Below are 22,342 nucleotides of genomic sequence, written 5' to 3'. Positions count from 1 at the left end.
CTTAACGGCACTTTTATTTCAAATTTTACGATACCTTTCCGATAGGCCAAAGTCAGAATTTTTTAAAATACTTCCTCTTTGTGTAATAATTAGCTGGAAAAAAGTAACATATAAAATACATTTATCAAATAGCAAAAAATACAGTACCAATTTGCAAATTAGATAATTACACATTATATTGCTGTCTCCCCTTTTTATAATCTAACTAACGTAACCTTATGGGAACCATACAAAATGGCCTCCTCGGAGGCTTCTCTGGAAAAGTAGGCCCGGTGGTAGGAGCCACCTGGCGAAACAAAAACATTATACGCTCGGCACCGCAACCTTCTAGCATACCGCGTAGCCAAGCACAATTGAGCAACCAAAGTGATTTTGGACTGGTCAGCTCGTTTTTAGCGAAGTACCGCTTTTTTCTAAAACAGTATTTTGGCGAAAGCACAGCACCCAGCCAACGGTTTTACGATGCGATGTCGTACCACAAACTACACGCTACCCGCCAAGAAAACGGACTGTTCTATATGAACTACCCTAAAGTACTCATCAGCAAAGGCGCGATACCTGGTGTCTTGGGAGTCACCCTCACGCTAGGAGTAAACAACAGCATCCAGCTTACGTGGACCGATAACAGCGAGCAAGCCCTCGCCGCCCCGAACGATCTATTGACCGTTGCCGCATACGCCCCAGCGTTACATACCTTTTATTTTTTTGAAGCCTGTGCCGAACGCCAAGACACCACAGTAAACCTTACGATACCCGCCGGATTTACAGAGCAACCGTTACAGTTGTGGGCGACCTTTACCGACCAAGCCAAGCACCCTACAGCAGCGACGAGTTGCTATGTTGGGGAAGTGAATGGATAGGGAATTGAAAAAGTTGGGTATATTTGGGGAAGTTACCTCCCCTGTTATAAAAATATAAACACAATTGCGTTTATACGCAAGTTATGTTGCATTTGGATAAACAAACAAAATGAATAAATCAAATATAAAGATTCAATATGTTTTTGAAACAATTCCATCAATCCTATTGAAAAAATTTGATCTGCTTGGCATTACTAACTTACAAGAAGTTTCAAATATCGATATTCTGGAATTTTCTGAAATAAGAGGAATTGGTGCCTCAGTGGTTTCCAAACTTAAAAATTATCAAGATTATATTGAGCACAATTTAATTGACTTGATTGAATTACAAGAATCAAAGACCAAACAATATTTTATCCCTTTAGATTACCCGAATTTAAATCCAGACTCATTTATTGATTTAATTAAGGAAACTGTTAGTGACTACTTAAATTTAGGCAATAATGATTTACTAAAAGGTATTATTAATCATTATTATGGTCTCAATAGTTCTGATAAATATACTCTAGAGGAACTTTCTGATTATTATCAAAAAACGAGTGAGCGAATTAGACAGCTCAAGGTAAGAACCTTAGAAAAAATTGACTCTTTTCTCTCAAAAGGAATAGATGAAGAATTAAGATGTAATTGTATTAATGAACTATGCTCTAACTATGTAAAATTAAAGAACGAGGTTTTTGAAGAAAAAATACTTAGTAGAGAGACCTTAATTGAATTTTTAATAGAAAATTATTCTTACAATAATAAAAATGGTGAAGTAGTTAATTTAATTATAGACTTGTTTTCATTACACATATGTGGTAAAGTGGAAACTTATTTTACAACTGCAGATATCCTGATTATAGATAAATCAGAAAAGAAAAAATTTCTTAAAACAGCTGATTTAGTTCTAAGAACACTAAAAAAATCAATTTCACCACTGAATGAGATGCAAGTAATTATTAACTGCAAAAGAAAAGCTAAAATTATTACCAATAAAGATATTGTCAAAGCTATCGAGATTCTGCCAGAAATTGAAATGATACAAAATGGGGATATAAATTTATATCAAGTGAAATTTGAGTTTTTATCGAGTGCAAGTGATAGAGCTTACCGTATATTAATTGAAAATGGAGATACTATGTATATTGACAATATTGTATCAGAAATAAATCGCAGATTAGTTCATTCTAATACTTCGAAAATATATGATAGGCATAGTTTGGCAATTGCCTCAGACAATAGATTTATTGCTCTAGGTAAAACTGGATATTGGGGGCTGAAAATTTGGGGAAAAAATTCTGTCAAAATTGAGCTACTCATAAAAAAGGCACTATACAAATTAGACAAACCAAGTAGTTACGATGAAATTTATCAAGAGGTAATCAAAGAGAGACCCAATTTAAAGGAAAGTTCAGTACGCTCTATTATAGGAAGAGATTGCCTAAAAGTTGAATCTGAAAAATGGATACTCCCAGAGTGGAAACAAAAATATTCTAGTCTAGCATTTGCAAAAAGAAAAAAACGTGAGGTTGCCCACGAGCCAGAATATAGAATTGAGCAAAGATTAAAGGTTATTGAGTATTTAAATCAAAAACAGTCCAAACAAGCATTAGCATCTGAAATCATCAAAACCTTGCGACCTTTAGATAAGAATTTTACAAGAGTTTCTTTTTATAAATTATTTGACCAAACTGAATATTTTATAAAATCCAAAAATAAAAATAGAATTGTAATCTCGTTAAAACAACAAGACGCAGAAAATTTAGCAATAGATGAATTTAACTGGCAGTCAATTAAAGAAAAGTTTTATCGTGATTTAAAAGATTCTTTTGCTGACCAAACTTCGCCAAGTTATCCATTTGATTTGAAGCAAGGTATAGAATTGTTTAATGAGTTAATTGCATACAATACAGGTGTTAGCGAATTCGATGGACTTGACCAAAGGTTATTAGGTAACTTAAACAAATTTTACCTTTCTGCATCTGATAGAGTCGATAAGCTAAACTATTTAAAACAGTTTCTAACTTGTCTAGACCCTCTATTAAAGAAAATTCTTTTTTTAGTAAATAATCCTGATTATAATTATATTACCTCAAAAAAAAAGGGATTAGGAGCTGTAATTGATAAACTCGATAGAATTGACCCAACAGAAGAAAGATATAAGGATTTTAGAAACGCGAGAAAATATAGATTCGGTAAACACATACAAACTTCTTACTACTATAGAAATAATGATACACATTCAGCAAATGATTGGACTGAATTAGAAATTGTCAAAATAATCACTAGTTGTTTTATAGTTTACATATTCGCTTGTTCAGAATACTATAATGAAATTAAAAACGAAATAAACACAACATAATAATGACTATAAGTAATTGCTTGTTCTCGCCTACTTCTGTAAATACTCGAGGATTTTCAGCTAGGTGTGTACTTGCAAAGTTATGTGCTAAACCACGCAACTACTCATAACCGAGACCGTTAACTGTAATAGATGACTAAATTTGAAAAGAAAAAGCAAAGAATTATTGAGAAATTAGAGGATTTTCAAACTCTGATATCACAATGGTTTTTTATTGATTTAGATTCAGAGAAATCAAAAAAATTGCGAGCTGATATCAACAGGAAAAAATCATTTGTACAAAATATTTTAATAAAAACAGGGTGTGCCAAGCGCTTTGACTGGGAACCACCAAAATTGGTTGGCGGGTTTGGAATGCAGAATGTAAACCCCTTTGATGTTTTTTTTGACCCTCCATATGGAGTAGATGTAAAATCAATAATAATTGATTCTATTGATGAAGCAATCGGTGTACTTCTCTCTACTGATGAAAGAGAATTTGAAGATGATATAGAAGAAAATGTTGAAGAAAAGAATATTTCTAAAAATAAAAAGGAAATTTTTATTGTACATGGCCATGATAACGAGTTAAAGGAAAAAGTTGCTCGGTTTTTAGAAAAACTAAATTTAAAACCTATTATTCTTCACGAACAGGTTAATGAGGGGTTAACAATTATCGAAAAATTTGAAAAGCACTCATCAGTTCAATTTGCAATAATATTGATGACCCCAGATGACCTTGGTAATTCTCTTAAAAATAAAGATTCATTAAACTATAGAGCTCGACAAAATGTTATATTGGAATTAGGTTACTTTTTAGGAAAATTAGGAAGAAATAAAGTTTGTGCATTAATGAAAGGAGATATTGAAAAACCTTCTGATTACGATGGTGTGATTTATATAGCAATCGATCCAAGTGATGGATGGAAATTATTACTTTCAAGAGAATTAAAAAATGTAGGTATTGAATTTGATGGAAATAAAGTCTTTTAATCTACTACAACTAACAAAGAACTGAGGTAAAAAAATAACACTCTCTTTTTATTGATAATATATTTTGCAACCCAATTGCACCTCCATTTTCCCTATATTTGTAACGTGAAAGTTTTGGCAGTCATATTATCTATCTACTTTTTGGGGCTCAATGTAGTGCCTTGTAGTGATACGGCACCTACCCAAGACGACACCCAGACCGAGGTGGTCAGTACCCAAGACATCGACCACGATCACCAAGATAGTGACGATTGTACCCCTTTTTGCCAATGCCATTGTTGCCATGTTCATACACTGGATATCGGTACCGCGGCTTTTGAGCCTATTGCGATGGATATCTCAAACCATATATTTCTACACTTTGACAGTTTAGGAGAAGACATTCCACACACCCTACTCCAACCTCCAAGAATACCTGCATAAGCAGGTATCTCAGCCTACGACTCCGTGTTGTAGCATAAACAGATATTGCTTTCCTCGATAATGCACGTACACCCGTACGGGCTATCAACCTATATATCTATTCATAACCACGCTTTGTTGACCGTTTAGTAACGCCTTCAACAGCCGTAGTTGTATTAATTTCATACCTATGATCAATAAAATCATTGATTTCTCGATCAATAATAAATTTATAGTGGGACTCATGACCCTCGCGCTCATCGGTGCGGGTATTTGGAGTATGACGCAAGTCCCCATTGATGCGGTACCAGACATCACCAACAATCAGGTACAAGTAATCACCCAATCGCCCAACTTAGGCACGGAAGATATTGAACAGTTTGTTACCTATCCCGTAGAAGTGGCGATGAGCAACCTACCCAATGTTACCGAGATACGCTCGGTTTCACGCTTTGGGTTATCGGTCGTCACCATTGTGTTTGACGACGATATGGGCATTTATCTGCCCCGGCAATTGGTTGCCGAAAAGCTAACCGAAGTACAAGAGCAGATCCCCAATGAGTTTGGCGAACCGTCTATGGGGCCTATTTCCACAGGGCTGGGCGAAATATACCAATACACCCTCGATGTGGACGAAGCCTATAAAGATGAATACAGCGCCACCGATTTGCGTACTATGCAAGACTGGATCGTACGCCGACAGATGGCGATGGTTCCCGGCGTAATTGAAGTAAATGCGGTAGGCGGAAACAAAAAGCAATACGAAGTAGCGGTAGACCCAGACGAGCTACGGGCTATCGGGATCACCATTTCGGATGTGTACACCGCTTTGGAGAACAACAACCAAAACACCGGAGGCGCCTATATCGAAAAAAACCACCAGGCGAACTTTATCCGTGGGGAAGGGTTGGCGCGTACGGTGAGCGACATTGAAAATATGGTCGTAAAAAACCAAAAGGGTATCCCCATAAAGATTAAAGATGTGGGGACGGTCACCATTGGTAGTGCCGTGCGCTATGGGGCACTGACCAAAAACGGTAAAGGTGAAGCAGTAGGCGGCATGATATTAATGCTGAAAGGTGCCAACTCCAACGAAGTAATTGAAAACGTAAAAGAACGCGTAGCACAAATACAAAAGTCGTTGCCCGAAGGCGTGACCATTGTTCCTTTTTTAGACCGTAGTGAATTGATTTCTGAAACGACTGGAACAGTGACTGGCAATCTGTTGGAAGGGGGCTTGATCGTTATTTTCGTCTTGGTATTGCTATTAGGAAACTGGCGAGGCGGCTTGATTGTAGCTTCCACCATCCCGTTATCGTTATTGTTCGCCTTTATCTTAATGAACGTATTTGACGTTTGGGCCAACCTAATGAGTTTGGGGGCTATTGACTTCGGAATTATTGTAGATGGCGCCGTGATTATTGTAGAAGGAACGGTCTTTATGCTCTACTCCTACCTTCGGAAAAACAAAGGTATTACCAAGGAAACTAAAGATGAAGTAACGGCAAAGGCTTCTAAAAAGATGATGAATGCGGCATTCTTTGGACAACTTATCATTTTAATTGTATTCCTACCCATTTTAGCGTTGGAAGGTGTGGAAGGCAAGATGTTTAAACCGATGGCATTAACCTTTATCTTCGCGATGATCGGTGCGATGATCCTTTGTTTAACCTATGTACCGATGATTTCAGCCTTATTTCTGAAAATACCCAAAAAATCCCTTCGACTCCGCTCAGGGAACAAAACCGAAGTGAAAAGATCATACGGAGACCGTTTTGTACACTGGGTAGAACGCAAATACCAGCCGTTACTAAACACCTCCCTTAAGAAAGGAAAACTGATTATTGGAATTGCGATAGGCTTCTTCGCCCTAGCAATTTTTACGTTTACCCAAATGGGGGGCGAGTTTATACCACAGTTGGATGAAGGCGATATTGCTTTTCACGCTATCTTAAAACCCGGAAGTTCGCTTTCAGAAAGTATTGAAACTACCACCAAGGTAGAACGAATTGTCAAAGCGCAGTTTCCCGAGGCTACAGACGTCATAAGCCGAATTGGGGTAGCCGACGTCCCAACCGACCCCATGCCGATGGATATTGCTGATGTCTTTGTCATTCTAAAACCTACGGATGAATGGACCTCAGCGGACTCAAAAGAAGAGCTGGTCAATAAAATAAAGGAAGCCGTTAGCGTAGTGCCCGGCGTCAACTTTGAGTTTACCCAACCCATCGAAATGCGCTTTAACGAGTTATTGACCGGGGTTCGGGAAGATGTCGCGATTAAGTTGTTTGGGGAAGACCTGGATATCCTCGCTAGTAAAGCCGAAGAAATAGGAACCCTCATTGGCGATATTCCTGGAGTAGCCGATATGAAAGTGGAAGCCACCGATGGCCTGCCACAAATAACCATTGATTACAACCGCAATAAACTGGCGCAATACGGGTTGGATATCCATACCTTGAATAATACGGTACAAGCCGCGTTTGCAGGAGGTACAGCAGGTGTGATTTTTGAAGGAGAAAAACGCTTCGATCTGGTAGTGCGTTTAAAAGCTCAAAACCGAACCAATATCTCGGATATTGAAAATCTTTATATCAATCTGCCCAACGGTTCACAGATACCCTTACGCGAACTAGCGAAGATAAGCTACGAACCCGGCCCAATGCAGATTAGTAGGGACAACACCAATAGACGTACCTATGTAGGGATCAACATTCGGGATCGCGATGTGAAATCGGTTGTAAAAGACATTCAAGCGAAGTTAGATGCCGAGTTTGAATTACCACCCGGATACTTTATACGCTATGGCGGCGCGTTTGAAAATCTAGAGCGAGCCAGTAGCAAACTGCAAACGGTGGTACCCATTGCCTTGGTCTTAATCTTTATTTTGATCTACTTTGCCTTGCAGTCGTTCCCACAAACCGTAATGATTTACCTCGCCATCCCCATGGCAACCATTGGTGGAATCTTTGCCTTATGGTTACGGGATATGCCGTTTAGTATTTCGGCAGGAGTAGGATTTATCGTCCTTTTTGGGGTGGCCGTCTTAAACGGTCTGGTGATGGTCAGTGGATTAAATGAACTAAAAGAAGAAGGGGTCACCAATTTAAAAGACCGCATTATACAAGGAACCAAACGGCGTATCCGTCCGATTATGTTGACCGCCTTTACCGATATCTTAGGGTTCTTACCCATGGCTATCTCAGCATCTGCCGGAGCGGAAGTACAACGGCCTTTGGCTACGGTAGTGATTGGTGGCTTGGTCACCTCCACCCTACTAACCTTGTTTATTCTGCCTATCTGCTACCAATGGATAGAAAGACGAAAAGAACGAAAAATGATGAGAAAACCCGTATTAGCAACCACATTACTAATCGTTGGTTTGTTAGGAAGTTCGGCGTTTGTTCCTACTTACGGGCAAGAGGTTTCAGAAACTGTAACAAATCCAACCACCGACCTGTTACCGATTACATTAAAAAAAGCCGTAGAAACTGCTCAGCAGAACTATCCGTTACTAAAACAGAAACAACTGGAGGTCGAACGGGAATCGGCTATGAAAGGCGCAGCCTATGACTTCGGAAAAACATCGGTATTCACCAGTGGCGAAGAGATCAATGACGAGCGAGGGGTTTATACCACAGTAGGCATCGGGCAACAAGGCATCGACTTGCTGGGCATTGGCGCTAAGAACAAACAGCGGAAGCAACATATCGCCTTAGCCGAAACCGCTTTGGAACTATCGGAATTACAAGTTGCCCAAGCCGTAAAAGAAGCATGGTCGAAAGCCTTTCAGGAAAAGCGGAAGTATCACTTGTATAAAGAATTGGATTCCATTTACAGGCGTTTTACAGAAGCCGTATCGCTTAACTATGAAGTAGAAGCGATTTCGAAACTGGAATATGCTTCGGCAAAAAATCAGGCGTTGCAAATCACCAACAAAAAGCAACAGGCGTTAAGTGATTACCAGATCGCCTTACAACAGCTGAACCTTTGGTTGGTATCCGATACCTTTTACACCGTCCCTGATACTTTTGAAGCAGGCGAACTGGGGATGCAGCAGCTTTCAGCAACACTAATGCAACATCCCGAGCTACAATTATCTGAACAACAAATAAAAACCGCCGAAGCTGACTATAAAGCTGCCCGTGCTAATTTATTACCGACGTTGAACCTACAAGGCGGTTTACAAAAGGTAAATGGATCGACGGGCTTTTACCGCTATCAGGCTGGAATATCTGTTCCGCTCTTTGCAGGCTCCGAACGCAGCAAAGCAAAAGCCGCCAAAATAGAGACGGAAATTGCTAAGAACCAAGCTGCTTTTAACAAACAACAAATAGAAGCCACCTATCAACAAGCGGTGCAGACCTTTCAAAAATGGGAAAAATCGTGGCGTTTTTATAAAGAAGAGGCCCTACCACTCGCCAAAGAACAACGAAAAGGCGCGTTATTGGCCTATAAAGAAGGTGCAGTGGACTATGCCGCATTTACGCAATTGATGCGCGATGCCATACAAACTGAAATGGACGCACTCGATGCGTTACATAACTATTTACAATCCGTATTTCAACTACACTATTTTAATAATTAATATGATGAAACAAACAATAAACCCTATATACAGCCTATTCGTACTCGCTAGTATCGTACTCGTTTCTTGCGGGGATTCGAATACCAAGTCTGAAAGTACACCTGCTTCTGCAGAGACAGCAAGCAAGAAACCGCACGTAGAAGAAGTGATACTTTCGGCACAACAGTTTGAAGCCTTACAAATGGAAACCAACACCCTACAAGATCGTAAAATGAGCGGCTTTGTAGAAGCCAACGGACAACTGGAAGTACCGCCACAAAATGAAGCGATGGTGACATCGGTAGTGGGTGCCAATGTCGTTTCCATAGAAGTGATTGAAGGCGATGAAGTAAACAAAGGGCAGATACTCGCCTATTTATCGCACCCCAATATCATTGATAAGCAAACCCAGTATTTAGATGCGTATAGCAATCGTCAGTTTTTAGAAAAAGAATATGCGCGTCAGCAAAAACTGTATGAAGCAGGTGTAGGCTCAGGAATGAACTTCCAAAAAACGGAAGCCCAATACCAAGCTGCAAAAAGCTTGGCGCAAGGTTTAAAAGCGCAATTACAACAGTTGAATATTAGTGCCGCCGGAGTAGAAAAAGGCACCATCTACCAACGGGTAGCATTACGCAGCCCCATAGAAGGATCCGTACAAAAAGTACAGGTGAAAACAGGACAATATGTCGACCCACAAACGAACCTGTTTGAGATTGTCAACACCCATCACGTGCACGCTGACCTTATGGTGTTTGAAAAAGATGTGTATAAAGTAAAAAAGGGACAGACCGTTACCTTTAGTGTGCAGTCTATCCCAGGGAAAGAATTGTCGGCGATAATCTATTCCGTAGGGCAAACGTTTGAAGATAACCCCAAAGCGTTGCATGTACATGCCGAAATAGAAAATAAGGAAGGGCATTTAATTCCGGGGATGTATATTCAAGGACGTATACAAACCGATAACGCACAAACTAAAGCCTTACCCGAAAGCGCCATTGGTACCGATGGAGATAAAAAATATGCTTTTACAGTAGAAAAAGAAGGAGATGCTTGGAGTTTAAAACCCGTAGAAATCACCACCGGTGCTAAAGATGGTGAATGGGTAGCGGTTAATTTCCTACAACCTTTGGAATCTGATACTCAATTGGCATTTAATAATGCCTATTATCTATTAGCTGAATGGAAAAAAGGTGAAGCGGGGCATAGTCATTAAAAAAGATATGAGTAGTTAGATGTTAGATGCTAGATAAAAAAGTGATAGGTGGTTGAGTGAATTCGAGAGACGGGTAGGGATCACGAATTTGTAACAAAAATACCAACGCTAGAAGTTGAAAGTTTGAATAGAATAATAGACCTTTAAGGCTATTAACGTCTCTGAGGTCTAAAATCTTTTACAGAAATGAACGAAATAGATAAAAAATTAACTGAAAAGGAAGTTCGCCCAACGGCGATGCGGACACTGGTGTATCAGCAATTGGCGAAACAAAATACTGCGGTAGCTTTAACCGATATTGAATTGGCCTTCACCAAAGCAGACCGAACTACTTTATATAGAACAATAAAAACCTTTGAAGAAAAGGGTATTGTTCACCAAATAGATGATGGTACGGGTATTTCTAAGTACGCTTTATGCGAACCGGGATGTAATTGTGAGATTGAAAATGATCTGCATTTACACTTTCATTGTAGTAATTGCGATAAAACCGTTTGCTTGACCGAACATAAGATTCCGCAGATCAGTTTACCCGAAGGCTATGTAGCCGAAGATGTTAATTTGGTGGTAAAAGGTATCTGTTCCAATTGCAGCGGAAGTTAATGCACTTCCATTGCACTACTATTATGGGGATATTGCACAAAAATTAAATAGAGAATTCTTTTAACGCTATGAAATCAACCCCAAAAACCTGCAAATCCCAAGCTGCTTGTTGCGCAACTGATGAACACGATCACAATCAAGATGACGGTCAGAATCAACAAACAAGCGCACTAGACTTTAAAACCTACGTTCCAGCTATTTTCAGTTTTATATTATTGGTAATAGGGATTCTTTTAGATTATTTCGAGGCTTCATTCTTTACTGGCTGGATTCGTATTGTTTGGTATTTCATCGCCTATTTACCGGTAGGCCTACCTGTTTTAAAACAAGGATGGATCAGTATTCAACACGGTGACTTTTTTACAGAGTTTTTATTGATGTCCATTGCCACTATGGGAGCCTTTGCGATTGGTGAATATCCCGAAGGGGTTGCCGTGATGGTGTTTTATGCAGTAGGAGAATTATTTCAGGGAGCTGCTGTTAAGAAAGCTAAAGGAAACATTAAAGCCTTATTAGATGTTCGGCCCAATGAGGCCTTAGTACAACGTAATAACGATTTTGTTTCGGTACCACCCGATACCGTACAAGTTGGCAAAACGGTACAAGTTCGGGTGGGAGAGAAAATTCCGTTGGATGGGGTATTGCTATCTGAAAAAGCATCGGTCAATACCGCAGCGCTCACCGGGGAAAGCAAACCAAGTTCCATTAAAAAAGGGGAAGAAGTCTATGCAGGAAGTATCAATTTGGAAGGTGTTATTGAAATTGAAACTACGAAGGAATTTAAAGATAGTTCCATTGCCCGTATTTTAGATCTCGTACAAAATGCCACGGCTCGAAAATCGAAGACCGAGTTATTTATCCGCAAGTTTGCACGGGTATACACACCCATCGTTGTATTCTTAGCGATTGGGCTGACCCTACTGCCCTACTTTTTTGTTTCAGAATATATATTTGAGGTTTGGTTATACCGTGCGTTGATCTTTTTGGTTATTTCGTGTCCGTGTGCGTTGGTTATTTCTATTCCGTTAGGGTATTTTGGGGGATTAGGTGCTGCTTCAAGACACGGTATTCTATTTAAAGGCGCTTCCTTTTTAGATGCCGTAACAAAAGTGAATACCGTGGTGATGGACAAAACCGGAACCGTTACCAAAGGGGTTTTTAAAATAAAAGAAATTCAAACTTCTACTATTTCCGAAGAAGAAATGATGCCGTACCTCATGGCTATAGAAGAACAATCTACCCACCCCATTGCCAAAGCTATTTTAGCATACAACGATAATACAACTAAACTACAGGCAACTAATGTCTCTGAAGTGGCCGGAAAAGGATTAAAAGGAATGGTAAATGGCAAAGAGGTGTTGGTAGGGAATGCTTCGTTGCTTCAGTCACATAATATTGAAGTGCCTTCGAAAACGGAAACCATTGTAGAATCTGTCGTGATGATTGCTATTGAAAATATCTTTGCAGGTTATGTTGTTATAGCAGATGAGCTGAAAGATGATGCGTTTGAAGCTATTCAGAAAATTAGAAAAGCAGGTATTTCAAAAATAATCATGCTTTCGGGGGATAAAGATTCCATCACCCAACAAGTAGCAACCGAATTAGGAATTGATTGGGCAAAAGGCGGTCTATTGCCGGAAGATAAGCTGAATGAGGTAGAGCAGTTAAAGCAAAAACCAGGCACTAAAGTTGCTTTTATAGGCGATGGTATAAACGACGCCCCAGTATTAGCAACGAGTGATATTGGTGTTGCGATGGGTGGTTTAGGTAGTGATGTAGCCATAGAAACTGCCGATGTAATTATACAGACCGACCAGCCTTCAAAAATTGCAACTGCAATAAAAATTGGTCGTTCGACTAGACATATTGTTTGGCAAAATATTGCCTTGGCATTTATAGTAAAAGCAATTGTTATGGCTATGGGTGCTGGAGGTCTTGCTACCATGTGGGAAGCGGTTTTTGCCGACGTTGGGGTAGCCTTGTTAGCTATTTTAAACGCTATTAGGCTTCAGAAAATGTCTTGGAAATAACATTTCAACAACAAATACTGTTAAGCTTATCCCAAATGGGCGGATTTATTGGGGATTCTTCTTCATTTAGGCATTTATCCCTTAGTTTTGCACTTCGATAAACAATTGATAATTAGATAAATCAAATTTATGAGTACAGTTAAGGAAAAAGACACAGTAAGAGTACATTACACAGGTAAGCTGGAAGACGGTCAAGTTTTTGACAGTTCGTTGGAAAGAGAACCTTTAGAGATTACTTTGGGACAAGGTATGCTTATTCCAGGTTTCGAAAAAGGGCTTGTTGATATGAAAGTGAACGAGAAAAAAACAGTGAATGTTCCTAAAGAAGAAGCCTACGGTGATGTTCAAAAAGAGCTTTTCCAAGAAGTTTCTAAGGAAAACCTTCCTGAGGAAATAAAACCAGAAGTTGGGATGGGTCTTATGGCTAAAAATCCTGATGGTTCTGAGCGTCAGTTACGTGTAGCTGAAGTGAAAGATGATAGCATTGTAGTAGATGCCAATCACCCACTTGCAGGTAAAGATTTGACATTCGATCTTGAAGTTGTTGAGATAAAATAACTTATAAGAATACTATATATATTGAAAAACCCGGATGTACTATCCGGGTTTTTTATGTTTTAAAATGAAGTTGAGTTTATAACTCAATTATCACATCGTCCATATCTTTCCGCACTTTCTTTTCTTTGGCCATAAAGTCAGTTTCATCCCTATATCCTACTGGAAGTAATAAAACGGAAGTTAGTCCTTTTTCTTTTAGGCCTAAAATACGGTCAAATTCTGTTGGATTAAAGCCTTCCATGGGGCAGGCATCAATATTGGTAGCGGCACATACGGTAAGTAAATTACCTAAAGCTAAATAGGCTTGATTGGTAGCCCAGGTTCGTATTTCATCGGAAGATTGCTCTTCAAATGAATCTAATAAAAACTCTTCAAATGGTTTTAAAATTTCATCTGGCGTGTTACGTATCGTTTTCACCCGTTCAAAATATTTCTGAATGTATTCAGGGCTTAACTTTTCTTCCACACAAAAAATAAACAAATGCGAAGCGTCTACCACTTGCGACTGGTTCCAACTAGGTGATAGCAACTGTTCTCTTAACTTTTTATCCTTAACAATAACAAGTGTAACCGGTTGCAACCCATACGATGTTGCCGTTAAATTGAACGCTTCTTTTAGTTGCTCTACAGTTTTCTTCGGAAGTATTTTTTCTGAATCAAACTTTTTAGTCGCATACCGCCATTTTAATCGATCAATGATATCTGTTGCCATAAATGAAGTTACCTTTGTAGTACAAAAGTAACAATAGCTAGCTAAAATCTACCAAACGAACTGATAACTAAACACAATACCTTTAAAAACCTTTTCTATGCCTGATTTACAAGCCCTAATTGAAAAAAGTGAAACCCGAATTTGTAAAGCTGTATTTCCCAACACCACCAACCATTACGATACCTTGTTTGGCGGAACCGCCTTACAGCTTATGGACGAGGCTTCTTTTATTTGTGCTACCCGCTTTTCCCGTAAGCGTGTAGTAACTGTTTCTACCGATAAAATAGACTTTACGACTCCCATTCCGCAGGGTACCATTGTAGAATTGATCGCCCGAGTAGATTCAGTAGGAAAATCAAGTTGTGTGGTAAAAGTTGATATTTTTATGGAGGATATGTATAGCTATCAGCGTGATAAAGCCGTAACAGGATTTTTTACATTTGTAGCAGTTGGGTTTGATAAAAAACCAATTTCGATAATTGACAATTAAAAATTAAAAAAGCCTTTTGAGAATAAAAAAAGGATGTTATATTTGCACTCGCATTTGGGGAATACCCAATGAGACACTTGGAGAAATGGCAGAGTGGTCGAATGCGGCAGTCTTGAAAACTGTTGAGGGTCACACCTCCGGGGGTTCGAATCCCTCTTTCTCCGCGAAAAGTCCTACAAAAGGCCATAAAAACCCTCTAAACAATTGATTTAGAGGGTTTTTTATTTTATATGATTTCATTTAATATCAAATAATAGCAAGCTAAAAGGGGCTAATTCGGTGTCACTTAGAAACGATCTACAACTGACACCGAATGAATGTTAAATATTTGATATTCAGTTATTTAAAATGATGATGATTTAATAAATTTTTACTACATTGAAGTAAATTTTAAAATCATTCGGTGTCAGTTCAACTCTCAATATTATTCTATATCAAAAAAAGTAAGGCTAATCTTCAAGGATATAGCAATATTTATCTTCGTATAACCTTAGACGGTAAGCGGGCTGAGTGCAGTATTAATCGAAAAGTGCATATTGATTTATGGAATACTAGATCACAGAAAGCATTAGGCAACTCACCAGAGAATCATGAAATAAATAGGGAAATTGACTTTATTAAAAATAAAATATACACCACAGAGCAAAAGCTTCAACGAGATGGAATAGCCTACTCTGCTACTCAACTTCGCGATGTTTATTTAGGTAAAGACAAAACAAAAAAGATGGTTTTAGAAATCTTTCAAGAGCATAATAATGAAGTTGATAGTCTTATTGGTAAAGATTTTGCTGCCGGAACTGCTGAGCGATATCGTACTTGTAAAAAACACGTAGCAGGCTTTATTAAGAAGAAATACAAGAAAAATGACATTCCTGTACAGGATGTAGACCATAAGTTCATCACAGGACTGGAATACTACCTTAAAACGACCCGAAAGTGTGCGCACAACTCAGCCATTAAGTATATCACAAACTTTAAAAAGATTATCCGTATTGCTCACGCCAATGACTGGATTGACAAAGACCCATTCTTACATTGGAAAGGAAAATTGAAAATCGTTGAGCGCGAGTTTCTGACTGAAGAAGAAATCCAAAAAATTATATCACTCGAATTAAAAATAGAAAGACTGGATCAAGTGCGCGATATTTTTATCTTTTGTTGTTTCACGGGTCTAGCCTATGCCGATGTCAAAAAACTGAATAGAGGTGATATCGTTCTAGGCGCCGATGGTGAAGAATGGGTTAAAACAAAACGCTCTAAAACCGATACCAGAAGTAACATCCCAATTTTACCCATTGCCCAAGTCATCATTAATAAATATAAAGATAATGAGCTGCTGAAAGAAAAAGATTTGGTGCTGCCTGTACTTAGCAATCAAAAAATGAATGCTTATATTAAAGAGATTGCAAGCTTGGCGGGTATTACTAAGAATCTCACATTTCATTTAGCGCGACATACGTTCGCAACAACGGTAACCCTAACGAATGGTGTTCCGATAGAATCAGTCAGTAAAATGCTTGGTCATACCAACCTGAAAACAACGCAACACTACGCTAAGATTTTAGATATGAAAGTGAGTGAAGATATGAAAGTACTTCGGGCTAGAATGAAAAATTCAATTGAAGTGAAAACAAAACAAAGTAAATCATAAATAGCACATAAAATTAATATCTATCTGAAACCTATCCCATTTGGAACTCCGTTAAGATTTAATCTTATAAGATTTTATTATTAAATAGCTTTTATTCAGGACAGGGAAAAGTTACTGCAACGTATTTATATAGTTTAAGTTAGCTTTTTATGAAAGTTAATCACTTTAAAATACAATCAGAAAGAACAAAAGAGCAGAATAAAATAATGTTATACACTGAATACTAATGATTTGAGAATACTGATAATACTTGCCTCATCCCCGATTTATAACTTATTTAGATTCAATGAAGCGTAAATTTATTTGTTTAGCTCTTACAGTCACAAGTTCTAAAAATTTGTCTTTTTGCTCTTTATCCAAAAAGCTATTCTTAATTAATTCTTGCCAATTTTGCATCCCGTTTTCTATCCTGTCCCAAAGGTTTTCTATCGCCTTTTTAGGTAAGTGGGCTTTATGCATCGCTTCATTAAAATCGTTTCGATTTAGTTTACTTTTTTTTCCGTTAAGATTCAATGCCAATTCTTCCTTGTCTTCCGGTATTAATAAATTTACTGCCACCATATCATAGGCGGGGGCTAACTGGTAATTACTATCTTTTAATGCTAATAAGGAAAAGTTCTTTAGATGCATATCACTATTACCTAATAAGAAGGAAACTATAACTTGCTGGTAAAATTTTACTACTTCCAATAATGGATTTTCTGTATACGCAATAATTCCTTTTGCTATTTGCTCGTGTGAACCTCGGTATTTATGCTCTGTTAGTCTTTCAGTAAATTGACATGCATCTTCCATTGGTAATTTTTTATCGTCAGCTGTTCTATCAATACGTCTGGTCAGGTATGCCAATTCTCCATCTTCTAATGGAATCAATAAAAATGGAACTGTATCAATTCCACAAGATTTTGTCAGGAGCATTGATAAAGCTTCAATTTCAGGCATTTTTGGGTATTGAGAAAAAGGAGGTTTAAGAATGTACCTACCATTTAATGCACCTACAATGGTTAACCGGTCGTTACCATCTTCTTTTGTAAAACCTAAAGATAGTTTAGGCTGCACTCCTGTTACTATTAAACGTTGGGCTACATTTTCTTTTGCTAACTCCTCTATTTGAGTTGATTTATATTTTAGCTGTAAAATAGGCTTGTCTTGCTGCCAAAATGCTTTAAGGCAACTTTTGTGATAGTTCGCATTTCCCCCTAGTTTTTTATGACAGGCTAAACAGTATTTCATACTTCGACAACGCTTATATTACCAATACAGTCTCTGCAAGTAGTTAATAACAGCCCCATTCGATCACGAGGATTTATCTTCCAGTTTTTTTGTGCGATGTTCAATAACCAACCTTCTGGAATTAAGCCGTCAAAAAAAGGAAAAAGTGTTTCTGAATAAAAAACCTTTTCTTTCAGTGGCAGGGTTAAACTAACGGGCAAGGACTCTTTATTTTTTAAATATTCTTTTTGATAACTAAAACTATATCCATCATCATCTTCGGTTAATAGTCCTGCTAGTTTTTTATTTACCCAAATTTCTCCTTGTCTCATTGCTTATGGGGGTTGGTGTTAGTGTATGGCCAAAGAATAACAGGATTTGATTAATTTTATCTGTCATTAAATTTGGCTTTCCCTGTTCTAAGTCGCGTACAAAACGAATTCCTACCCCAGTCATATCAGCTAATGCTATTTGGGTGAGGTCTGACTTTTTACGCCTGTTCCGCACGAATTCTGCAATTCTATTATGTCTGTCCCAGTCTTTCATAGTTATACCTTTTCGGGTGTAATATACTAACCGCATAGAGTAATTATACCTTTATGGGTATAATTTATATGAAAATGTTATTTTTATACCTTTATGGGTATAAATATAAGTAATTAGTTATAATAAAAATGTGTTATTCTAGTTTTATGTAAATAACTTTTTGAATAAAGCAACTTAATATTTTACAAAAGAAAATTTTATTAATTATTATCTAAAAGAAAAAAGCGCTATTCCTTGTATTCACTATTTAATTTTTTTGTAGAGGTAGAATGTAACATAAATAAAAATAAAATGTCATCCTTGTGGCTTTTCAAGAAGGTAAACTATTAGACAGATATTATATAGTAACTGATTTAAAAAAGAAAGATTTATAATCAGCTATTTAAATCCTTTTCAAATGCTTTTATTTCCTTATCAGTAATTGAGTCATATATTTTAGCAAAATCACTTAAATTACTCCCCATACCTTCGATTATTTGTAGTAATGTTAATGAACTAGGGATTGTTTTTGCATTAAAAGTATCAGAAACTGTTGCCTTTCTTATATCTGCATTTAGTGCAATTTCATTGTAACTATTAGCTATTTCTTCTAATTTGAGTTTGTTGCTAAGCTTAGTTTTTCTCTCAATTAAAAGCAAATTTAAAGCAACGGCAATTTTAATACTTGATTTTTCTCTAAACTCATTTTGCATACATACAATTAACTATTTCTTAAATAATTTATCGGTACGCTTTGCCGTACCGATAAATATTTATATATTTGATTGATTTTAAATAAATTTGCGATAGCATTTCTAATTAATTAGAAGCATCGCTTTGAGTCTCGTATCAGAAAACTGGTAATTTTTAAGCACACGAGAGGATAAGCAAGGTGCTCACGTCCCGGGCGTGGGCTCTCTTATTTGTGTGCAAGGTATACCAGTACCTCTGATACAATAAGTTGAGTTCCACGCCTTTTTGTATTTGGTTCGGTAAAATTTTTCCCTCCAACTTTTCTTCAAAGCATCCTGTTTCTCTCTGCTATTGGTCGTACAAATAACTAATTAAACCTGCCTATGAATAAAAGCCTATGATTAAAAGCATAAAAAAGGCCTCCACACCCTGTTGCGCATAGTGTAAAAGGCCTTAATTAAATTATTGTCTAATCTAATCAATACAAAAGTATGAAAAATAACTACAAACCAACCCTTGTGGTAAAGGTCTCTTTGTTCATAATCGTTTTTTTTACAGTTACCATCTACCCTATCGCTCAAGTAAATATTAAACTTGTCTCAGGAACGGTAACAAACATAGAGAACAAACCGCTACCAGGCGTTAATGTCCTGATAAAAAATAAAAACAGGGGCACCACCACACAGCTAGATGGAAGCTGGGAATTATTGGCAACACCGCAAGACACCTTAGTGTTTTCCTTCTTGGGTTTTAAGTCTATCCATGAACCAGTAGGTAATAAAACAATTATCAATGTAAAATTATTGGAAGATGCCACGGCTCTGGAACAAGTGGTACTTAACGCCGGCTATTATAAAGTCAGCGACATTGAAAAAACGGGAAGCATTTCAAAGGTGACCGCAAAAGAAATAGAAAAACAGCCGGTTGCCAATTTTCTTGGCTCATTACAAGGTCGCAGTCCAGGTTTGGATATCCAGCAAACAACTGGTGTTCCCGGCAGTGGCTTTGAAATCCTTATCCGTGGCCAAAATAGTATTGCCGCAGGTAACCGTCCTCTATATGTAATTGATGGTGTTCCATTTGAATCTGGCTCTTTGGGTTTTGGTAATGCATCGGGGCCCATTATTGCCAATGCTAATATAAGCCCGTTAAGTGCTATTAATCCAACTGACATTAAAAGCATTGAGATTTTAAAGGATGCAGATGCCACGGCAATTTATGGTTCACGTGGTGCCAATGGTGTTATAATCATCAGCACTAAAAAGGGCAAAGCAAGTAAAACACAATATAAAATAGGTACCTCTACAGGAGTTGCGAGTATAACCAAGAAAATTGATTTGCTCAATACTCAGCAATACCTAGAGATGCGTCGAGAAGCATTTGGCAATGATGGAGTTACGGAAATTCCCACTTTTGCTTACGATGTAAATGGTACTTGGGACCGTAACCGTGATACTGATTGGCAAGACGAATTGATTGGCGGCACAGCCTATACGACTTCGGTTTCGGCTGGAGTTTCGGGAGGTAATGAGCAGACCACATTTTTACTCAATGGAAACTATCGCAATGAAACTACTGTATTCCCAGGCGATTATAATTATTACAGGGCCACCATACACAGCCAGCTTAACCATACTTCTGAAAACCGAAAATTCACCATTAATTTAACCACTAATTATAGTATTGAAGACAATGATCTGCCAGGTGCCGACCTTACTTTTTACACCCGTCTTCTCCCTCCGAATGCACCCGCATTGTTCGATGAAAATGGTGATCTCAATTTTGAAGATGGAACTTTTGACAATCCTCTTGCACAATTGGAAAGTAAATATCTAAGCAAACGGAACAACCTAATTGCTAACAGCGTATTGACCTATAAGTTTTCGCGCCATTTGGAAGGTAAAGTTAACTTGGGTTACACCGACACCCGTTTGGACGAGAGCAGAACGTATCCCAATACAGTTTTCAACCCTGATTTTGGCCTTACTAGTGAAATATCCTCAATATTTAAAAACCAATCAAGTAGAAACTCTTTCATCATAGAACCACAATTGCGTTGGACCCCCACACTTGGTTTTGGAGAACTGGATATTTTGCTTGGTAGTACCTTTCAAAAACGCTCGGCATCACTATTGAACCAGTATGGTTCTGGGTTTGCAAGCAATGATCTTATTAACTCCCTTAGCGCCGCCTCAACAGTATTAATTTTTAAAGACCAGAATATAGATTATAAATATCAAGCGGTTTTTGGACGTATTAATTACGTGCTTGACAATAAATACATCATAAACCTTACCGGTAGACGGGATGGTTCAAGCCGTTTTGGGCCTGGTAAACGTTTTGAGAATTTTGGAGCCATTGGAGCTGCCTATATTTTCAGCAAAGAGCCTATTACAAAGGATACCTTTAATTTTCTTTCCTACGGAAAGCTGCGAAGTAGTTATGGCACCACAGGTAACGATCAAATTGGGGACTATGGCTATCTTGATACCTATAGCACCACGGGAGTTCCTTATAATGGTACAATTGGTATTGGCCCTACCCGACTGTTCAATCCTAATTACAGTTGGGAAACCAACAAAAAACTTAATTTTGGCCTAGAACTTGGTTTTGTACAAAACAGGATCAATCTATCTGTTGATCATTACCGTAACCGCTCTTCAAATCAATTGACAGGCATTCCTTTGGCTGCAACTACTGGTTTTCAATCATTACAGGCTAATTTGGCAGCCACAGTAGAAAACAGGGGTTGGGAGTTCAGCTTAACAAGCGAGAATTTTAAAACAAAGGATTTTAATTGGAACACCTCTTTTAATCTGACAGTTGCAAAAAATGAACTTATTTCATTTCCAGGACTTAAGGAGTCTAGCTTTAGTAATCAATATGTGGTTGGAGAGCCAATCACAATTAGAAAGCTATATCATTTCACAGGTATTGATGCTGAAACAGGGGTTTTTCAGTTTGAAGATTATAATAATGACGGAAACATCAGTGCACCCGACGACCAGCAACAAGTCGTAGACTTGGCACCAGACTATTATGGTGGGCTTAGCAATCAGTTAACCTATAAAAATTGGGACCTTAGCTTCTTTTTTCAATTCAAAAAACAAAAAGCGTTCAATAATTTTCGGAATGGAACGGCACCGGGTATTATGGTAAATCAGCCTGTATCGGTTTTAGACCGTTGGCAACAACCCGGAGATAGTGGTTTTATGCAATTATATACTACAGGTTCAAATGCTGAAGCTACAGAGGCATTTTCAAATTATGGTCGAAGTGATGCATCCATATCCGATGGGTCCTATGTTCGTTTAAAAAATATTTCACTCTCATACCTATTACCCGAAAACATACTGGACGCTAGATGCCGGATATACTTGCAAGCTCAGAATGTATTGACCATTACAAAATACAATGCAGGGGATCCAGAACAGTTAAAAGGGTTTCTGCCTCCCCTACGTCAACTTTCTTTTGGATTTGACTTAACACTTTAATTAAAACACAACA

The 22,342-nt window shown here is 38.0% G+C and carries 17 protein-coding genes and 1 tRNA gene; 13 read left to right on the top strand and 5 right to left on the bottom strand.

Annotated elements, in window-relative coordinates:
* The first annotated feature begins 218 nt into the window (after positions 1–218).
* From DZ858_RS10025 to DZ858_RS09985, 9 genes are all read left to right on the top strand, one after another.
* Positions 219–860 (top strand): DUF6266 family protein, encoded by a 642-nt coding sequence (locus DZ858_RS10025; protein ID WP_117159410.1) that lies wholly within the window; start codon positions 219–221, stop codon positions 858–860.
* Between the two features lie 109 nt (positions 861–969).
* Entirely contained in the window at positions 970–3,204 is a 2,235-nt protein-coding gene (locus DZ858_RS10020; protein ID WP_117159409.1) for a sigma-70 family RNA polymerase sigma factor, read from the top strand.
* A gap of 132 nt (positions 3,205–3,336) precedes the next feature.
* Positions 3,337–4,176, top strand: a complete 840-nt coding sequence (locus tag DZ858_RS10015) for a TIR domain-containing protein (protein WP_117159408.1) — start codon at positions 3,337–3,339, stop codon at positions 4,174–4,176.
* Positions 4,177–4,281: 105 nt separating this feature from the next.
* Positions 4,282–4,599: a DUF6660 family protein gene (locus tag DZ858_RS10010; RefSeq protein ID WP_117159407.1), complete on the top strand. Its 318-nt coding sequence runs from the start codon at positions 4,282–4,284 to the stop codon at positions 4,597–4,599.
* A 169-nt stretch (positions 4,600–4,768) separates the two neighbouring features.
* Complete coding sequence (locus DZ858_RS10005) at positions 4,769–9,166, top strand: CusA/CzcA family heavy metal efflux RND transporter (RefSeq protein ID WP_117159406.1); 4,398 nt, start codon at positions 4,769–4,771, stop codon at positions 9,164–9,166.
* A 4-nt stretch (positions 9,167–9,170) separates the two neighbouring features.
* Positions 9,171–10,361 carry an efflux RND transporter periplasmic adaptor subunit gene (locus DZ858_RS10000; RefSeq protein WP_117159583.1) on the top strand — a complete coding sequence of 397 codons (1,191 nt, stop codon included), beginning with the start codon at positions 9,171–9,173 and terminating at the stop codon, positions 10,359–10,361.
* Between the two features lie 186 nt (positions 10,362–10,547).
* A complete protein-coding gene (locus DZ858_RS09995; protein ID WP_117159405.1) occupies positions 10,548–10,964 on the top strand; it encodes a Fur family transcriptional regulator in 417 nt (138 codons plus the stop codon).
* 68 nt (positions 10,965–11,032) lie between these two features.
* Positions 11,033–12,994 carry a heavy metal translocating P-type ATPase gene (locus DZ858_RS09990; protein WP_117159404.1) on the top strand — a complete coding sequence of 654 codons (1,962 nt, stop codon included), beginning with the start codon at positions 11,033–11,035 and terminating at the stop codon, positions 12,992–12,994.
* A 129-nt stretch (positions 12,995–13,123) separates the two neighbouring features.
* Positions 13,124–13,552 (top strand): FKBP-type peptidyl-prolyl cis-trans isomerase, encoded by a 429-nt coding sequence (locus DZ858_RS09985; RefSeq protein ID WP_117159403.1) that lies wholly within the window; start codon positions 13,124–13,126, stop codon positions 13,550–13,552.
* 76 nt (positions 13,553–13,628) lie between these two features.
* Here the strand turns inward: DZ858_RS09985 and DZ858_RS09980 are convergent, their stop codons facing one another.
* A complete protein-coding gene (locus tag DZ858_RS09980) occupies positions 13,629–14,264 on the bottom strand; it encodes an NAD(P)H-dependent oxidoreductase (RefSeq protein ID WP_117159402.1) in 636 nt (211 codons plus the stop codon).
* A 97-nt stretch (positions 14,265–14,361) separates the two neighbouring features.
* Here DZ858_RS09980 and DZ858_RS09975 point away from each other — a divergent pair, with 97 nt between their 5' ends.
* The 3 genes from DZ858_RS09975 to DZ858_RS09965 all read left to right on the top strand — a co-directional run bounded on the left by DZ858_RS09975 (position 14,362) and on the right by DZ858_RS09965 (position 16,405).
* Entirely contained in the window at positions 14,362–14,754 is a 393-nt protein-coding gene (locus tag DZ858_RS09975; protein ID WP_117159401.1) for an acyl-CoA thioesterase, read from the top strand.
* Between the two features lie 79 nt (positions 14,755–14,833).
* A tRNA-Ser gene (locus DZ858_RS09970) sits at positions 14,834–14,918 on the top strand.
* Positions 14,919–15,157: 239 nt separating this feature from the next.
* Positions 15,158–16,405, top strand: coding sequence for a site-specific integrase (locus DZ858_RS09965; protein ID WP_117159400.1), 1,248 nt, complete (start codon positions 15,158–15,160; stop codon positions 16,403–16,405).
* 273 nt (positions 16,406–16,678) lie between these two features.
* Here DZ858_RS09965 and DZ858_RS09960 read toward each other — a convergent pair whose 3' ends face one another.
* The 4 genes from DZ858_RS09960 to DZ858_RS09945 form a co-directional block, all read right to left on the bottom strand.
* The gene (locus tag DZ858_RS09960; RefSeq protein ID WP_117159399.1) at positions 16,679–17,638 is read right to left on the bottom strand and encodes a HipA domain-containing protein; all 960 of its coding nucleotides are present in this window, start codon (positions 17,636–17,638) and stop codon (positions 16,679–16,681) included.
* Entirely contained in the window at positions 17,635–17,949 is a 315-nt protein-coding gene (locus DZ858_RS09955; RefSeq protein ID WP_117159398.1) for a HipA N-terminal domain-containing protein, read from the bottom strand. The genes DZ858_RS09960 and DZ858_RS09955 overlap by 4 nt, the downstream gene beginning before the upstream one ends.
* Positions 17,921–18,199: a helix-turn-helix domain-containing protein gene (locus DZ858_RS09950; protein ID WP_317124718.1), complete on the bottom strand. Its 279-nt coding sequence runs from the start codon at positions 18,197–18,199 to the stop codon at positions 17,921–17,923. Before DZ858_RS09950 ends, DZ858_RS09955 begins: the two co-directional genes overlap by 29 nt.
* Positions 18,200–18,537: 338 nt before the next feature.
* Positions 18,538–18,855, bottom strand: coding sequence for a hypothetical protein (locus tag DZ858_RS09945; protein ID WP_117159397.1), 318 nt, complete (start codon positions 18,853–18,855; stop codon positions 18,538–18,540).
* Positions 18,856–19,326: 471 nt separating this feature from the next.
* Between DZ858_RS09945 and DZ858_RS09940 the strand changes: the two genes are divergently transcribed.
* Positions 19,327–22,329: a SusC/RagA family TonB-linked outer membrane protein gene (locus tag DZ858_RS09940; protein WP_117159396.1), complete on the top strand. Its 3,003-nt coding sequence runs from the start codon at positions 19,327–19,329 to the stop codon at positions 22,327–22,329.
* Positions 22,330–22,342 lie beyond the last annotated feature (13 nt).

This window comes from Marixanthomonas ophiurae (assembly GCF_003413745.1).
Lineage (GTDB): Bacteria > Bacteroidota > Bacteroidia > Flavobacteriales > Flavobacteriaceae > Marixanthomonas > Marixanthomonas ophiurae.
This window is presented reverse-complemented; position numbering and strand designations above follow the sequence as displayed.

Coding starts and splice junctions, on each gene's coding strand:
- DZ858_RS09995 (WP_117159405.1), top strand. CDS start 10,548: ATGAACGAAATAGATAAAAAATTAACTGAAAAGGAAGTTCGCCCAACG.
- DZ858_RS10020 (WP_117159409.1), top strand. CDS start 970: ATGAATAAATCAAATATAAAGATTCAATATGTTTTTGAAACAATTCCA.
- DZ858_RS09950 (WP_317124718.1), bottom strand. CDS start 18,199: ATGCGGTTAGTATATTACACCCGAAAAGGTATAACTATGAAAGACTGG.
- DZ858_RS10015 (WP_117159408.1), top strand. CDS start 3,337: ATGACTAAATTTGAAAAGAAAAAGCAAAGAATTATTGAGAAATTAGAG.
- DZ858_RS09985 (WP_117159403.1), top strand. CDS start 13,124: ATGAGTACAGTTAAGGAAAAAGACACAGTAAGAGTACATTACACAGGT.
- DZ858_RS10005 (WP_117159406.1), top strand. CDS start 4,769: ATGATCAATAAAATCATTGATTTCTCGATCAATAATAAATTTATAGTG.
- DZ858_RS10000 (WP_117159583.1), top strand. CDS start 9,171: ATGAAACAAACAATAAACCCTATATACAGCCTATTCGTACTCGCTAGT.
- DZ858_RS09940 (WP_117159396.1), top strand. CDS start 19,327: ATGAAAAATAACTACAAACCAACCCTTGTGGTAAAGGTCTCTTTGTTC.
- DZ858_RS09990 (WP_117159404.1), top strand. CDS start 11,033: ATGAAATCAACCCCAAAAACCTGCAAATCCCAAGCTGCTTGTTGCGCA.
- DZ858_RS10025 (WP_117159410.1), top strand. CDS start 219: ATGGGAACCATACAAAATGGCCTCCTCGGAGGCTTCTCTGGAAAAGTA.
- DZ858_RS09955 (WP_117159398.1), bottom strand. CDS start 17,949: ATGAGACAAGGAGAAATTTGGGTAAATAAAAAACTAGCAGGACTATTA.
- DZ858_RS09960 (WP_117159399.1), bottom strand. CDS start 17,638: ATGAAATACTGTTTAGCCTGTCATAAAAAACTAGGGGGAAATGCGAAC.
- DZ858_RS09980 (WP_117159402.1), bottom strand. CDS start 14,264: ATGGCAACAGATATCATTGATCGATTAAAATGGCGGTATGCGACTAAA.
- DZ858_RS09945 (WP_117159397.1), bottom strand. CDS start 18,855: ATGCAAAATGAGTTTAGAGAAAAATCAAGTATTAAAATTGCCGTTGCT.
- DZ858_RS09975 (WP_117159401.1), top strand. CDS start 14,362: ATGCCTGATTTACAAGCCCTAATTGAAAAAAGTGAAACCCGAATTTGT.